Here is a 15,158-nt window from a genome sequence, read left to right as displayed (position 1 = left end):
GCAATCATCCAAAGCCACGGACCGGTAATTTTATCTTGGGCATCGGCAGTTTGTGCCATAACAAAAAGTGCTATGATGCATGCGAGCCCGACTGTGAACAATTTTCTATTCATGAAAATCCTCCGATTAATTTTTTACTTTTAATTTAAACAAAACGAAATCAGTGTTGCCTGTTCTTACGGATCGGGTTGTGCCGTGATCAGAAGATCGTGGCTACAATATTATGCCGATGTTTACAAAGATAGGACAACCTCTTTAAATTAGTTTAACAAATATACCACAATTAAATCAAGCACAAAAAACTTGTGCGATTTTAGCCGATAAAAACGGTTCTGAATTGTGAGTTCCGGGAACGGTAGTACCGGCTAAAATACCGACTTAGTAAGAGCTTTTGACTTCTGCCCACTGCGTCGCTAATTTGCCAGCAGGTTCAACAGGAAGTCCCTTAAACTCCAGATTGTATTCCAAAGGCGCGTCGATACCGGCGAACATGCTCCACCCACCACCGCGTTCACAGACTTTAACCATGAAAACATTATCGCCTTTTTTAATATCCACCTCGAATGTGTCCTGGAAATCACCAGCCCCGCGGTTGACAGGGTTTTTGTGTACCTCTTCACCGTTCATCCAGACCTTGACGGAATCATCACTACCGACACGGGCTTCAGCACCCTTCTTCGTAGTCTTTGATACAGCGTTGATTACGGCGTAGGAACAATGGTCATTGACATCGCCGCCGGGTCCCAACTTAATCTTTATGAGCATGTCGTTGATGTTGTTTCCCCCGACTGGGGCGATTTCTCCCTCGGTCCATTCGTAATTTTCGGCAAATTTGACCTTCAGAATCTCTTTTGTTATGCCCTGTTCTGCGACATCTTCCTCGGTCAATTTACCCTTTGTTGCTTCGTCGATACCGTCTTCATCTGTTACGGCGGCACCACCACCACCAGCGGGGCTTTCGGTGATCATCCAATACCAAGGACCTTCAATTTTATCAAGGGCGGCAGCGAATTGCGCCGTAAGAAGAACTCCGATAGCACACACTGCCAAAAGCATGAATTTGCTTTTCATTTTTTATCCTCCATGTTTTGATTATCGTTTCTATTCATTTAACGAAAACAGTTTACCATAAGTTACCAGAGAAGTCCAACTAATTTTTTTCAATTAAATTTTAAATTCCCCATCGGTCCCTTTGCCTGTAACTGCTTTTCGACGCTGCTAACCTTATCGTCCATTGTCTGTGTTCTGTCGACCCGAGTGCCAAACTTGAGCGTCGTTGTAATTCGCGGGGCACCCATCTCATGGACGACTTCGTGGCACTGCCGAATCGCTGCAAAGACAACATCCCATTCGCCTTCAATGTTAGTGCCATACGCATGCAGTTTTGTCTCTAAACCCGCCGCCTTCAGCACTTTTTCACACGCAGTGACATATTTCGAGACCGATACGCCGACGCCTATTGGAACAACACAGAGATCCGCGATAACCTTCATAGTGCCTCCTTCAATCGTTGCGTAGTTGGTCCAAAATGTCCGCAGGTAAAGGCGCTGCACCCGATGTCGCAACTCCATCGTCAACTTGTGCTGGGGTCATCATTCCCGGAACAACACAGGAGACCGCCGGATGTGCCAAAATGAATTTGAGGGCGGCTTGTGGAAGACTGTGCACTTTATTCCCAACGATCGACTTAACCTGTTCGACCCGCTCCAGATCGGCAAGAAATTTCTCACGGGACCAAGTTTTCCGATAATCGTTCTCCGCAAAGACGGTATCCGGTCCGAGGTGTCCAGAGAGTAAACCGGACGACAGCGGCTGTCGGACAACAACAGCGATCCCATTCTCAGCAGCGGTCGCCATTACAGGGGTTGCCATTTCTTGGGTAAGGATATTGTAGGTGAGCATCAGCGAAGAAATACCGGTTTCTTTTATTGCCTTTAGCGCGTCTGCTTCACTACCGAGACCCATCCCATAAAAGCGAATCTTGCCCTCGGTTTTGAGTGCTTCCATTGTCCCGAATGCGTCATCCCACGCATCAGCAGGTGGCGGCGAATGGAATTGATAGATGTCTATAACATCACGCTTCAATCGCGTGAGGCTCCCTTCGACTGATAGACGAATGTAATCTGGCGAAACGTTGAACGATGGATGCTCCCATCCATGGCTAATCCAGCCATCGGAATCCAGTTCATATCCGAGTTTCGTCGCAATGATAACTCTATTGCCGAGTGTTGAAAAGGCTTCACCGAGGAGTCGTTCGGCGCGACCTCCTCCGTATTGGTCTGCCGTATCGTAATAGGTAACACCACTTTCAAAGGCGTATCGGAGGAGGTCCACAGCATCGGTTTCACTGATGTCTCCCCATTCGCGACCTCCGAGTTCCCATGTTCCCATGCCGATTTCAGAAACGGTTAACCCTGTATTCCCTAATTTGCGTTGGCGCATTATTTTCCCTTTCGCAAGGCACGGGACCCTGCACTATCAAAGTATTACAATTTGAATTTGTCGTCCATCTTATGACATTCACGACTAATTGTCAACAATTATTATAGTGCTCTGGAACTCGGAATTTCCGTCCATAAAAACGAATTTAGATTGACAGACCACACTGATTTTTGATAAGATAGAGGTATTCATTGAAAAGGAGGGGTTGTTAGCTTGAACGCGCAAACCTTTGAATTTCAAGTCGCGCCATTTCTCCGCAAGGAACAATTAAAAAAATGAAATTATTGGTCACGGGTGGTGCTGGGTTTATCGGTACCAACTTCATCCGATACTATCTGCAACGCAATTCGGACGATAGTATCGTCAACTTTGATCGGCTCACGTATGCTGGAAATCTCTCCAATCTGATGGATATAGCGGAAACCCACAGTCCAAAACGGTATCAGTTTGTGCACGGTGATATTCTGGATGCCGATCTTGTGGAAAGTGTGCTGCGCAAAGAGTCTCCGGATGTAATCGTCAATTTCGCGGCAGAGTCACACAACAGTCGGGCAATTCTGCATCCGCGGCGTTTCTTTGAAACGAACGTGATAGGGACGCAGGTGTTACTGGATGCATCTCGGAAACACGACGTGCAGCGATTTCATCACATCTCTACATGTGAGGTATATGGTGAATTGCCTTTAGACTCACCTGATAGGTTCAGTGAAAATGCCCCCTATCGTCCACAAACACCCTACAATGCTTCTAAAGCAGCAGCCGATCATCTCGTGAACGCCTACTTCCATAGCTTCGGTATGCCGATAACGATTTCCAATTGTGCAAACAACTACGGTCCCTATCAGCACCCAGAAAAACTCATTCCGCTCTTTACAACCAATGCGCTCCAAGACTTACCGCTAACGCTCTACCGAAGCAGTCATAACCGACGCGAATGGTTGCACGTTGAGGATCATTGTCGCGCAATCGCGGCAGTCCTTGAGGACGGCAAAATCGGTGAAACTTACAACGTCGGCAGTGGTGTGGAGAAGAGTATTGAAGACATTAGCGATTTCATATTGGATGTTCTTAACAAACCGCAGCATTTGAAAACTTATGTACCCGATCGACCCGGGCATGATTGTCGTTATCTCTTGGATTCAACCAAGATCGCCCGTGATGTCGGTTGGAAACCGATCATTGCCTTTGAAGATGGGATGCGAGAGACGATCCAGTGGTACATCGAAAATCAGGAATGGTGGCAGACAATTCAGCAGAAAGCAGATAGTGAAATGATTCAAGAGGATAAATGGGAAACGTTCTCAGGGAGATGAAGACTATGCAACTCACAACGGAACAACTAACAGCATGGAAACGTGATGGAATAATCGTGGTGCCCAACGTGTTTTCATCGGATACAATTGCACCCGCGTTAGAAGAGATGGAGCACAATGCTTACGATGGCTTGACTTACGCCGAATATCGGGAGAAATGGGATCCGCAGCCGGACGTGTTGAAGAGTGCCTATGAGAAGAACAGCGATCTGCAACTGCTTGCTGGTCCGTTCGGTAAAGCAGTGCATTTTCCGACAGGCTTGGAAGCGCTGGATAAGCTCATCGAAAACGAGACGTATCTCACAATCGCACAGCAATTGTTAGGCACGGAAGAAATTCGACTCGGTTATGGACAAATATTTCTCCGAGAAGGTCTCACCGATAGCCGGCACAGTGAACATCCGTGGCAGGGGTATCATATTGACAATGCAACGAATTCCGCCTTGCCACCACATCCGGATTGGCAACGCTACGGATATATTCTGTCCGCAATCTTCCTGCACGACATCAAAGCGGATGGTGCGCCGATGCTCGTCTGTCCAGGTTCACAGAACCAATTGGATAAGATATGGGTGAAGTATCCCGGTAGAGCAGGCGGAATGGGTATACCTGACCTACGTGAATTTAAAGGTGAACTCGCAGATCCTGTTCCTCTTACGGCGAAAGCGGGAAGTGTTGCATTCCGTTCCAGTTATTTGGTTCACGCAGCACAGCCGTTTCGGAACAAGAACAGACAGCGTGGGTGGATGGGGTATCACTTCCATCGCGCCGACAATGCCGATTGGTGCAAAACGACACGTCCTGTGCCGGGGTGGAGTAGCCCAAACTACATGAAGTTTGTCATAAGGACGACCCCTGCCGTGCGACGCGTTTTGGGGTGGCCCGCTCCTGGTGATGCATACTACACACCGGAAGCTCTTGCACGTCTTGAGGATGCATATCCCGGGATTGATTTGGAACCTTACCAGTAGATGTTCGATTTGGTGCGCTTGCAAAACGCACCCAGAAATATAAAGAAACAAAAAGGACTGTTTATGAGTAAAACGAGAAAAGTTTTGATGATGAATGAGGCGGGACGTATCTGGACGGAAGAACAGGAAACGCCTGCACCAAAATCGGGACAACTCCTAATTGAAGTTCATGCGTCAATGGTGAGTCCCGGCACGGAACTCGGCGGTGTCAAACGGCGACGCGAGAATCCGGGTTCTGAAGCACGGCAGCGTCCGTTCGGGTATACGAACGCTGGTGTTGTCGTCGGTAAAGAGGGTGATTGCGACGAATTCGAGATCGGCGATAGGGTGGCTGGTATGGGTGGCGGATATGCGCTTCACGCCACGCACGCCTGTGTTCCACATAACCTGTGCGCGAAAATTCCGAATGACGTCAGCCACGAAGAAGCCGCATCTATTCATCTCGCAGCAACTGCACTCCACGCGGTGCAACGCGGACGCATCCGTATTGGCGAGAACGTTGTCGTTGCTGGATTGGGAATTGTTGGACAATTCGCGTGTCAGATAGCCAGAACCGCGGGTGCCTATGTTATTGGATTGGATAGGTTGTCGCTACGGATAGGCATTGCAGAAACCGCAGGGATACACCGTGCGATAAATGTGTCGGACACAGATCCGATTCCAATGGCACAGGAATTTACCAACGGTTACGGTATGGATTGCGGAATTATCGCTTTTGGTGGCGATGGAACAAGTGCGTTTCAACAGATCCGTGCAATGCTGAAAACCGCACCGGATACCCACAAAGTTGGACGGATTGTCATCGTCGGGGGTGCAAACATTACGCACGGTTTTGCGGCAGGTCTCGGCAACGTCGATGTTATTAGTGCCGCTCGCACTGGACCCGGTTATCACGACGAGGATTATGAACACGGTGCGGATTACCCACCCGTGTTTGTCCCTTGGCCCACGCAACGCAATTTAGAATTATCACTGCGGTTGATGTCGGAAGGCAAAATCCAGGTGAAACCGCTGATTACAGACATTATCCCGATCGATCAGGCATCTGAAGGGTGTGAAAAATTGATTCAAACGCCGAATGAAGCGTTAGGGGTTGTTTTCTCGATGCAGTGATTGGCATCATTTTCATTACGCCGCAAGGTATAATTGAATTGGTAGTTGGTTATCGGTAAAGAGGTTTTCGTTAAACCCGAGTCTGTAGCCTGCAACACCGGCGCAGGCGGATATAAGGGACATCCTTGATAGTTCTAACCCGTGTTGTTCCTCCGTAAGGTATAATTAAAAAATGGAAATTAGAGCAGTTTGCGAGTCAGAGTTAGAACAGGTTGTTGACCTCTGTTGCTTGGTGTTTAATCCCGATGGACATGAACGCTATAGACAGTATATGCGCGGGGACAGTAGTTACAGACTTCCGCAGACCCGCGTTGTCGTCGTGAACGACACAGTTGTTTCGACGCTGCGCGTTTGGGAGCGACGGCTGCGGATCGGGGCATCCCTTGTAACGATGGGCGGCATTGGTGGTGTTTGCACACATCCGAAGTATCAGGGCGTTGGGTATGCCTCTGCCCTCATGCGGGATACAATTGACTATATGCGGATGACAGGATGCGACATCGGTGCCTTGTTTACTATCATTCCAGAGGGTTTTTATCGCCGTTTGGGATGGACTTCCCTCCCTTTGCACGGTTTCGTCATGCCATGCAACTTGATAACGAATGCAGGCTCTTCCTCCGAATGGGAGATAAGCACTTTCAACCGAGTGGCAGATTTAGATGCTGTGGCGAGACTATACGACCTCAGCAGTGCCCAGCAGAGCGGAACCATCACACGGACACGCGCGTATTGGGATATGGCTCCCTGCCACATCCGTGGCGTTTTTCCAACTGTCGTTGCACGCCGGAACGGACATATCGGCGGGTATCTCAACTATGAAATATATGATTCGGGATTACAAACCGCTGCTACAAAGACCGCAGAAGTGCGTGAGATAGGATACGTCCCTAACAATGCAGGAGTCTTGGAGGCACTTGTATCGCATTTCCTGACAGTTTGTGCGGCACAAGCGGTTGAGAAGATAGAAGGCACATTCTCACCTCATCACCCATTTGTAGAACGGCTCACCGCAGGATGCAATGGCGCATTAACGCCGAAAACGGATACGAAGATGATGCTCTATGCCGTGAACCTACCGGTACTTTTGCGTCGCCTTGTCGTCGGATGGGAATCGCGAATTGACGATGCTGAGGAAACGTTTCCACCCCTCACCCTCAAATTGCCTGCTCTTAACAATCAGCAAGTCGCCTTACGACACAATGCCGATGGCACGCTGCAAATCGTTCCTGAAGATGCCGATGCTGTTGACCTCGGAGTAGACTTGACCGAGGCAGATTTCTGGCAACTTCTCTTCGGTGAGATAGGATGGGAGCAGGTAAGTTCTGAGGCTTCGGTATCCTCAGAAGTCTCGACATTTTTAAAAACGCTGTTTCCTAAACGCGATGTCATCTTCTGGTCTCCGGATCGATATTGAAATAGTCATCAGCAGTCGCGGATCAAAAATGAAGGTTCCGAAAGTTGAAGGAAATCGATAGCCAATATGCTGACAGTCGAAAGCGATTGAGAAATAAGCAAGCACAGGTAAAGGGGTATGGCGCATAATCGTAAACACAATTCGGAATCTCGGGAACAGGGGACCCAGACCAGCGCATTCGGAACGCCTGGAAGAATCAATCACGATGCCAGTGAATTTTATGGGAGTAAACTCTACGCCGATCAGGAACCCCCAAAACCCGATACATGGGTAGAAAACCCCATCCCTGCCGAAAGTCTCAATCAACTTCATTGTGCGTCCAGCACAGACATGTCCGCAATTCCTGATGATAGTGTTCATCTAATGGTTACGTCTCCGCCGTATAATGCCAAAAAGGAGTATGACGAGGATTTATCACTCGCGGAATACAGAAAACTCCTTTACGCTGTTTTCGCTGAAACCTATAAAAAATTGGTTACCGGTGGCAGAGTGTGCATCAATATTGCCAACTTGGGACGGAAACCCTATATCCCATTGCATAGCTACATCATAGAAGATATGCTATCAATAGGTTACTACATGCGGGGTGAGATAATTTGGGACAAAGCTTCCAGTGCTGGTTCCTCAACGGCGTGGGGAAGTTGGCAATCGGCGGCAAATCCTGTGCTGAGAGACGTTCATGAGTATATCCTTGTCTTCTCAAAGGACTCCTTTTCTCGGAAACGCAACGGGGGAGAGAATTCGATTCGCAAAGAGGATTTCTTGGAATGGACAAAAAGCGTTTGGACGTTTCCGTCCGTCTCGGCGAAACGTATCGGACATCCCGCTCCCTTTCCTGAGGAGTTGCCACATCGGTTGATTCAACTTTATACCTTCGTAGGTGATGTCGTCCTGGATCCGTTCTGTGGAAGCGGTACAGCGTGCTTGAGTGCTCTGAAATCGGGGAGACATTATATTGGATACGACATTGAGGAGAAATACATCGAACTGGCAGAGGATCGGATCAGGCAATATACCGATCAGGAACGTATGTTTTTCTAATTTTCCTTCCGGTTCGTGAGCGTGTACGTTTTCCCTACCTCTGTTCCAAACCTGACAACCGACTCCGATTGTTCCGTTTTAACTGGTACGCCATCGCACGTCACCGAAACAGTTACGGTTGTTCGGACAGTGCAATCTGCTCCCAATATGGAATGGAGACGTGCTTCGGTGAGTTGTCCACTCTCCCATGCCATTGATACCTCAAATCCACCGCGGGCACGCAATCCGCTGGTACTGCCTGTGTTCCATGCCTTTGGGAGTGCTGGCAACAAGTGAATCTCACCCGCATGGCTCTGAAGCAGCATCTCTGCGATGCCAGAAGTTCCGCCGAAATTTCCATCGATCTGGAACGGTGGATGTGTATCGAATAGGTTCGTAAGCGTACATTTCGCCAGAAGTGCCTGAAGATGCGTGTATGCCGTCTCGGCATCCTCAAGCCGCGCCCAGAAGTTGACGAGCCATGCACGACTCCAACCTGTATGTCCACCCCCGTGCGCCAGACGATATTCCAACGATTTCTTTGCTGCGGCTGCTAACTCGGGTGTCCCGCGCAATGTAATTTGGCAACTTGGGTGGAGTGCATACATGTGCGACATGTGTCGGTGTCCTGGTTCCGGTTCGTCGTAATCAAAGACCCATTCTTGCAACCGACCTGTTTTCTCGCTAATCTGGAGCGGTGCGAGTCGTTCCAAAGCCGAGACCAACTCAGCACGGAATTCGGCATCCTCCCCGATAACATCGATGCAGGCGATACAGTTGGTAAAGAGTTCATGAATAATTTCCAGGTCCATCGTTGCCGCGTAGGTAAACAAGGAGCGTGTGCCATCAGGCTTTAGGAAACTGTTTTCGGGTGAGTGTGATGGATTCGTGACGAGTTTACCGGCGAGGGGTGTATCTTCGGGTGCCTCAACGAGAAAATCCAGTATGAAGCGGGCGGCACCTTTCATGAGTGGGTAGCCCTGTCCTATGAGAAAATCTTTATCGCCACCGAAAAGATAGTGTTCCCACACATGTTCACACAGCCACGCCGCACCTACGGGCCAGATACCCCAGATGCCATCAGCAGGCGTTGTGAAACCCCATACGTCAGAAAGATGATGGACTACCCAACCATTGGCACCATAATGGGACTTCGCGATGCGACTTCCCGGTTCAACAAGCGTATCCATATAATCGAATAAGGGAATATGGCACTCCGCAAGGTTGCAGATTTCAGGTACCCAATAGTTCATCTGGAGATTGATATTGGTATGAAAATCGCTATTCCAAGGGGCATTCATGTGCTCGTTCCAGATGCCTTGTAAATTTGCAGGCAAGCATCCGGGTCTCGAACTTCCCATCATCAAATAGCGGCCATACTGGAAGTAGAGGGCAACAAGTCCCGGGTCCGAGGCACCTGCTTTTACAGCCTCCAAGCGTTCGTCGGTCGCGAGATTCTCGGAAGTCACGCGATCACGGTCATCGTGATGGCGTGCTTCCGCAGCAGCGTCGGGACTGCCGAGATCCAGATGCACTCGTTGGAACAGGTCCTGATGATCGGCGATGTGATCTGCTCGAACTGTCGTATAAGATTTTGCGTCAATATCGGTGAGATGCCCCTCGCAGAGCGCGTGCGGGCTTCCGCTTATGTTGTTCTGATTAATGTAACTTGTCGCAGCAGCGAGGAGAAGTGTCGCGGCATTTGCCTCACGCACAACGAGTTGGTCGTTCTCCGACTGGATCTTCCCGCCCTCAATTTGCGCCTGTAGATACACTGAAAACCGCATGCCAGTCTTGCCGCATTGCCCGTCCAATCTAAGGATATTCGCGGCAATCGCTTCAACAATAGCATCTTGTTCCCGGGTGATCGCGATGTTGAAAGCGAGTTGCCCTGCCGTGTCAGATTCAATTCTGAGGACAATCAGATTGTCTACCGCTGTCGCAAAAACTTCTCTGCTAAAAATGACATCTCCGCAGCGATACGTTGTTTTTGCAATGCCTGTATCCAAATTTAACTCTCGGTGGTACTCGGTAGGATTACCATCATGGGAAAACTCAAGGAACAGATCGCCCAAGGATTGATAGGACTTGATACGTTCTGGGATGCCAAGCATCGTCTCACCAGCGAGTTGAGTAGCTTCTTCGTTTTTGTCGTCAAAGAGCAGCTGCTGCACCTTTGGGAGTGCTTCCAAAGCCTTTGGATTGTTTGTGTCCCGGGGACCGCCGTCCCAAAGACTTTCTTCGTTGAGTTGAATGCGGTCACGCGCCACACCCCCGAACACCATAGCACCAAGCCGTCCGTTTCCAATGGGGAGTGCGTCTGTCCATGCCTCGGCTGGTTTCTGGTACCATAAAACAAGATTATTTGTATCTGCGTTTGTCATTGACTATCCGTAATTCTGTAAAGTTCACGTATTGAACGACGATCACCATGACCATCCCCTGCGTTCTCGGTGACGGCATAACACCTTTACTGCCTCATGTGCTTTCTTCTCTGCCGCAATGTGTAGAGGTGTATGACCTTGCTCATCTTCAGCGTTAGCATCGGCGCCACTTTCTAACAGTACCAATGCCGTTTCATACGCATTGTGCTGCGCTGCAACGTGCAAAGGTGTATCGCCATTGTTATCCCTCGCGTTGATATTCGCGCCGTTTTTTACCAATACCGTTGCCACTTCAGAAGTGTCGTCTTCCGCCGCTATATGTAGAGGTGTACAGCCATTTTTGTCTTTGACATTAACATTCGCGCCATTCTCCAGCAATGCGACTGCTGTTTTATAAGCATTACGCCACGCTGCCCAGTGCAGAAGCGTATAGCCAGATTTGTTTCTCGGATTAACCCCCATTTGGTCTTCCAGCGATACCCCTTCTACTTCATAAACGTTACGCCATGCTGCCCAATGTAGAGGCGTGGTGCCATCTTCATTCTTTGCGTTGACATCTGCGCCATTTTCCAGCAGTATCGTTGCAGTTTCATGTCCATTATTCCACGCTGCCCAATGCAATGGAGTAAAGCCCTTATCGTTCCTTGCGTTGACATCTGCCCCATTTTCCAGCAATATTACTGCTGCATTGTAAGCATTATGCCATGCTGCCCAGTGCAGGGGAGGATAACCATATGTGTCTTTTGCGTTAGCATCTACGCCATTTTCCAACAACACTGATACTGCACTATAAGCATTGTCCCGTGCCGCATCATGCAGGGAACTATAACCAGGTTTTTCCACTTGGTGGATTGAACGCTCAACGTGTTTGGATGTTGATGAAATCACTGTCTTTCCTGTATCTATTTCTGGGGTGACTTCCGTGGCATCATTGCGATCTCTCGTCCGCGAATGGTAGTCGCGTCTCGAGTGTTCTCGGACTCTGATGTATCACGTAAGTTTCGTCCGTGAAACAAAACAGGGACCTCCTTTTCTATTCGGATATTTAATTTCTCAAATGTATAGGACTTACGCAGCGTGCTGTTTTGTAGCATAACCTGTTAGGTTGGGTTTCCAAGAAACGGGCTGCGTTTTTTATCCGGTCCCGCTCTCATAGCGCGTGCCATGATCATAATTGCGTAAGTCATGATGTAAATATATTACTCACCCAATGGCTTAAACGGCTTAAAACTTATGTGCGCTCAAGACAATTGCAAACTGGCAGAACAAAAACAACTCAATAGCGCAGCACATTCCAGACCGCGCTTACTGCTGCCACGGAACAGACCCAGCCTTTTGCGTTTCCGCCTGAAATAATTGACTCATTTCTCTAAAGAGGTCTATCTGTGTCTGTGAACCATTAGTCGTCTCCAATGGATCACTTGACAAATCGTAGAGTTCCAATGCCTCAAACGGACTGTTGTGCAACAATTTGGTGTCCCCACGCCGGACAGCATGCTGACACTGCCCGAGAAACCGCTGTCCTCCCTCTCTGCGTAACCAGTAGAGGATGCGATCAGAGAAGTCTTGCTGCTCTCCTTGGAATGTTTGCCAAATTGAACGTCCTTCGATCTCATGAGTGATCGGTGCCCCTGCTGCCTCACATACTGTCGGGAAAAGATCCATCAGCAACGCGACCTGATCGGTAACATGTCCCTCTGGAACATGCCCTGGCCACATTGCACACGCTGGGACTCGGATGCCGCCTTCGTACATCTCGCCCTTTTGCCCGCGCAAGGGACCATTATGCGCGCCAACGTCCATTGACCCACCGTTGTCAGAGGTGTAGATAACCAGCGTATTGGACAACTGATCCGTTTCGACAAGCGTATCGAGTACTCGCCCAATACCAGCATCCATGTGCTCAACAAGGGCGATGTATTTAGCGCGCTGCGCAGAAATATCCGGCTCGCGTTCTCTCACCCGTTCTACCCAATCGTCAGGCGGTTGGATCGGTGTATGTGGTGCATTATATGCAAGATAGAGAAAAAAAGGAAACCGTGATGACTGTGCCTGCGCGCGAATGAAATCCACGCTCCATTCTGTGAAGAGATCTGTGGCATGTCCCTGCGGATGGATCGTATCGGAACCGTGTCGCATGTAATTGATATCATGTCGGAGATGCGTGTAGTAATCATCCATCATATCGCCGAGAAAGCCGTGGAAATGGTCGAAACCTCGTTTACATGGATGATTCTCCGGTTCAAGCCCAAGGTGCCACTTCCCGATAAGTGCGGTATTGTAATCCTTCTGCTTCAAAACTGATGGGAGTGTGGCTGCGTCCTGTCGAAAGTAGCCCCAACTGTTTTCTGGATGCGTGCGGATTACACCCGGCACTCCGGCTTGGTCGGGGTAGCGTCCAGTCATAAGAGAGGCTCTACTGGGAGAACAAACGGAGGAATTGGCATAAAATTTGGTGAATCGCACGCCGTTTTCGGCAATTCTGTCAATATTGGGTGTCTGAATTGAAGGACCGTTGTGAGCTGAAATATCACCATAGCCGTGGTCGTCGGCGAGAATAAGAAGGACGTTCGGGGACTTCGCCATAGTAATCTCCATATTAACCTAAGTTGCTGCCTTAGCAAAGCAACCCAGATTATAGGACTAAAAATCGCATCAAGTTAAGCTTATTTATTAATGTCCTGATATGAGTATCATAACCCGATGAGAAAAATAAAGCAAGATGAAAATGAGTGCAGCCAGTCGTTCAGGGAACGCACCGACTGCACTCGGTTTGTCTGGTCTATTGTCCAGATTTGATGTTTCCCCATGTGGTTGCAAGTTTACCAGAAGGCTCAACAGGCAGTAGTGTTACGAGTCCTTCTTCCATTAGTGCTTCTATATCTTCTTGTTCCAGAACGGAAGCAAAAATTGCGACCTCATAGAGCATACCGTCAAGCGTCTCTGAAGTGTTGTTGGTCCAACCGCCGATGTTGACGTCAGTGTCATTCCGAGGGCTCGGTTTACCCATTCCGCCAACAGAAGCAATCTCTTCAGCATTTTCGTAGATCTTGATGGTATCCTTTGCGTCATAGGTTGCAGTCATATACAACCATTCATCCTTTTTCACCTGTCCTTGATTCCAGGCACCTTTCCAGCCGCCGTTCGCGAAGTAAGCTTCCCAACCGGTACCGCTGGAGCTGGTCCTGAAGGCATAATTTGCCACTGTCCCCGCCGCGGGTCTTTTACCGAGAATATGTCCATAGCCGTTCTCGGATTTGTTGACATACACCCATGAAGTGATTGACCATTCCTCTTCGAGATACATACTGTCGGAGTCTGCGATGATAACACGGTCATTTTGACCGTTTAAACTTAGGGCGGGACCATCGGGTCCTTTGGTCCATTTTCCGCCTTGAAGTTCACCGTGATTCTCGTTTCCTGAGATATCCTCGATTTGATCGCCTTTACCTTCGTCGAGTAACCAAATCCCTCTTGCCGTTTCAAAATCGATCTCCGCATCAGTTTGGACTGTGAGAGTCAAACTTATGGTAATGATCGCTAAGCAAACTATAATGGATTTCATGTTTACCTCCTAAAAGTTGAGTGTACCATTGATCCAACTATTATAGAACTAACGCATATCCGTGTATTTGCTAACGAGGTTTCCTAACCTCGCCAACATTTTATGAGTATGCCATCAATTTTGCGTAAGTCCTGTGTTATTGAGATTTCAGGTTTGCCCATGTCGTTGCGAGTTTACCAGAAGGTTCAACTGCAGTGAGTAGCGATGGGAGCCCATCATCCATCAGAGCGTTTATGTCGTCTTCTGCCAGCACGACACTAAAAATTGCGACCTCATAGAGCATACCGTCAAGCGTCTCTGAGGTGTTGTTGGTCCAACCGCCGATGTTGACATCAGTGTCATTCCGAGGTGCCGGTCCACCATGTCCGCTGACAGAGCCGATTTCAGATCCATTTTCATAGATTGTGATGGTATCTTCCCCGTCATAAGTGGCGGTCATATACAGCCATTCATCTTTCTTTACGGTTCCTTGATTCCAAGCACCTTTCCATCCGCCTCGCGAATAGTATGCTTCCCAGCCGGTGCCATTGCCGCTGGTCCTGAAAGCGTAATTTGCCACTGTTCCAGATGCGGGTCTTTTGCCGAGAATATGTCCAAAACCGTTTTCGGTGCTATTTACAAAAGTCCAGGCGGTGATCGTCCATGCCTTTTCCAGATACATACTGTCGGAGTCTGCGATGATAACACGATCGTCTTGCCCGTTCAAACTTAGAGCAGGACCCTCTGGTCCGTCGACCCATTCTCCGCCCTGAAGTTCACCGTGATTTTCGTTTCCAGACATATCGTTAATAATAGTGCCTTCACCTTCGTCAAGTAGCCAAATGCCTCTTGCGGTTCCAAGATCGATCTCCGCATAGGTTTGGACTGTGAAGCTCAGACTAATGATAATAATCGCTAAGCCAATTATAATGAATTTCATTTTTACCTCCTGAGGGT

Annotated in this window: 13 protein-coding genes; 5 read left to right on the top strand and 8 right to left on the bottom strand. The window is 48.8% G+C overall.

Features of this window, described 5'->3' with window-relative positions; genetic code table 11:
- Positions 1-378 precede the first annotated feature (378 nt).
- The 3 genes from J4G07_03950 to J4G07_03940 all read right to left on the bottom strand — a co-directional run bounded on the left by J4G07_03950 (position 379) and on the right by J4G07_03940 (position 2,442).
- Entirely contained in the window at positions 379-1,071 is a 693-nt protein-coding gene (locus J4G07_03950) for a hypothetical protein (GenBank protein ID MCE2413136.1), read from the bottom strand.
- Between the two features lie 89 nt (positions 1,072-1,160).
- Positions 1,161-1,493 (bottom strand): MTH1187 family thiamine-binding protein, encoded by a 333-nt coding sequence (locus J4G07_03945; GenBank protein MCE2413135.1) that lies wholly within the window; start codon positions 1,491-1,493, stop codon positions 1,161-1,163.
- 10 nt (positions 1,494-1,503) lie between these two features.
- Positions 1,504-2,442: an aldo/keto reductase gene (locus J4G07_03940; protein MCE2413134.1), complete on the bottom strand. Its 939-nt coding sequence runs from the start codon at positions 2,440-2,442 to the stop codon at positions 1,504-1,506.
- 275 nt (positions 2,443-2,717) lie between these two features.
- On the opposite strand from J4G07_03940, the gene rfbB reads away from it, so the two are divergent.
- The 5 genes from rfbB (at position 2,718) to J4G07_03915 (ending at position 8,294) form a co-directional block, all read left to right on the top strand.
- A complete protein-coding gene (gene rfbB, locus J4G07_03935) occupies positions 2,718-3,755 on the top strand; it encodes a dTDP-glucose 4,6-dehydratase (GenBank protein ID MCE2413133.1) in 1,038 nt (345 codons plus the stop codon).
- Between the two features lie 5 nt (positions 3,756-3,760).
- Positions 3,761-4,726: a phytanoyl-CoA dioxygenase family protein gene (locus J4G07_03930; GenBank protein MCE2413132.1), complete on the top strand. Its 966-nt coding sequence runs from the start codon at positions 3,761-3,763 to the stop codon at positions 4,724-4,726.
- 63 nt (positions 4,727-4,789) lie between these two features.
- Positions 4,790-5,839 (top strand): zinc-binding dehydrogenase, encoded by a 1,050-nt coding sequence (locus J4G07_03925; protein MCE2413131.1) that lies wholly within the window; start codon positions 4,790-4,792, stop codon positions 5,837-5,839.
- Positions 5,840-6,011: 172 nt separating this feature from the next.
- The gene (locus tag J4G07_03920) at positions 6,012-7,253 is read left to right on the top strand and encodes a GNAT family N-acetyltransferase (protein ID MCE2413130.1); all 1,242 of its coding nucleotides are present in this window, start codon (positions 6,012-6,014) and stop codon (positions 7,251-7,253) included.
- A 117-nt stretch (positions 7,254-7,370) separates the two neighbouring features.
- On the top strand, positions 7,371-8,294 hold the full coding sequence (locus J4G07_03915) for a site-specific DNA-methyltransferase (protein ID MCE2413129.1): 924 nt from the start codon (positions 7,371-7,373) through the stop codon (positions 8,292-8,294).
- On the opposite strand, the gene J4G07_03910 is transcribed toward J4G07_03915, so the two are convergent.
- The 5 genes from J4G07_03910 to J4G07_03890 all read right to left on the bottom strand — a co-directional run bounded on the left by J4G07_03910 (position 8,291) and on the right by J4G07_03890 (position 15,141).
- Positions 8,291-10,657, bottom strand: a complete 2,367-nt coding sequence (locus tag J4G07_03910) for a glycoside hydrolase family 95 protein (GenBank protein ID MCE2413128.1) — start codon at positions 10,655-10,657, stop codon at positions 8,291-8,293. The genes J4G07_03915 and J4G07_03910 overlap by 4 nt on opposite strands.
- 42 nt (positions 10,658-10,699) lie before the next feature.
- Complete coding sequence (locus J4G07_03905; GenBank protein MCE2413127.1) at positions 10,700-11,545, bottom strand: ankyrin repeat domain-containing protein; 846 nt, start codon at positions 11,543-11,545, stop codon at positions 10,700-10,702.
- 417 nt (positions 11,546-11,962) lie between these two features.
- Entirely contained in the window at positions 11,963-13,243 is a 1,281-nt protein-coding gene (locus J4G07_03900; GenBank protein ID MCE2413126.1) for a sulfatase-like hydrolase/transferase, read from the bottom strand.
- Positions 13,244-13,439: 196 nt separating this feature from the next.
- The gene (locus J4G07_03895; GenBank protein MCE2413125.1) at positions 13,440-14,222 is read right to left on the bottom strand and encodes a LamG domain-containing protein; all 783 of its coding nucleotides are present in this window, start codon (positions 14,220-14,222) and stop codon (positions 13,440-13,442) included.
- A 136-nt stretch (positions 14,223-14,358) separates the two neighbouring features.
- Positions 14,359-15,141: a LamG domain-containing protein gene (locus J4G07_03890; GenBank protein MCE2413124.1), complete on the bottom strand. Its 783-nt coding sequence runs from the start codon at positions 15,139-15,141 to the stop codon at positions 14,359-14,361.
- Positions 15,142-15,158 lie beyond the last annotated feature (17 nt).

The organism is Candidatus Poribacteria bacterium, assembly GCA_021295715.1.
GTDB lineage: Bacteria > Poribacteria > WGA-4E > WGA-4E > WGA-3G > WGA-3G.
The sequence above is the reverse complement of the archived record's forward strand: the minus strand, read 5'-3'. Positions and strand labels throughout refer to the sequence as shown.

Bases quoted from the DNA above. Each gene is read 5' to 3' on its own strand.
- J4G07_03950 (MCE2413136.1), bottom strand. From the start codon at position 1,071: ATGAAAAGCAAATTCATGCTTTTGGCAGTGTGTGCTATCGGAGTTCTT.
- J4G07_03945 (MCE2413135.1), bottom strand. From the start codon at position 1,493: ATGAAGGTTATCGCGGATCTCTGTGTTGTTCCAATAGGCGTCGGCGTA.
- J4G07_03940 (MCE2413134.1), bottom strand. From the start codon at position 2,442: ATGCGCCAACGCAAATTAGGGAATACAGGGTTAACCGTTTCTGAAATC.
- rfbB (MCE2413133.1), top strand. From the start codon at position 2,718: ATGAAATTATTGGTCACGGGTGGTGCTGGGTTTATCGGTACCAACTTC.
- J4G07_03930 (MCE2413132.1), top strand. From the start codon at position 3,761: ATGCAACTCACAACGGAACAACTAACAGCATGGAAACGTGATGGAATA.
- J4G07_03925 (MCE2413131.1), top strand. From the start codon at position 4,790: ATGAGTAAAACGAGAAAAGTTTTGATGATGAATGAGGCGGGACGTATC.
- J4G07_03920 (MCE2413130.1), top strand. From the start codon at position 6,012: ATGGAAATTAGAGCAGTTTGCGAGTCAGAGTTAGAACAGGTTGTTGAC.
- J4G07_03915 (MCE2413129.1), top strand. From the start codon at position 7,371: ATGGCGCATAATCGTAAACACAATTCGGAATCTCGGGAACAGGGGACC.
- J4G07_03910 (MCE2413128.1), bottom strand. From the start codon at position 10,657: ATGACAAACGCAGATACAAATAATCTTGTTTTATGGTACCAGAAACCA.
- J4G07_03900 (MCE2413126.1), bottom strand. From the start codon at position 13,243: ATGGCGAAGTCCCCGAACGTCCTTCTTATTCTCGCCGACGACCACGGC.
- J4G07_03895 (MCE2413125.1), bottom strand. From the start codon at position 14,222: ATGAAATCCATTATAGTTTGCTTAGCGATCATTACCATAAGTTTGACT.
- J4G07_03890 (MCE2413124.1), bottom strand. From the start codon at position 15,141: ATGAAATTCATTATAATTGGCTTAGCGATTATTATCATTAGTCTGAGC.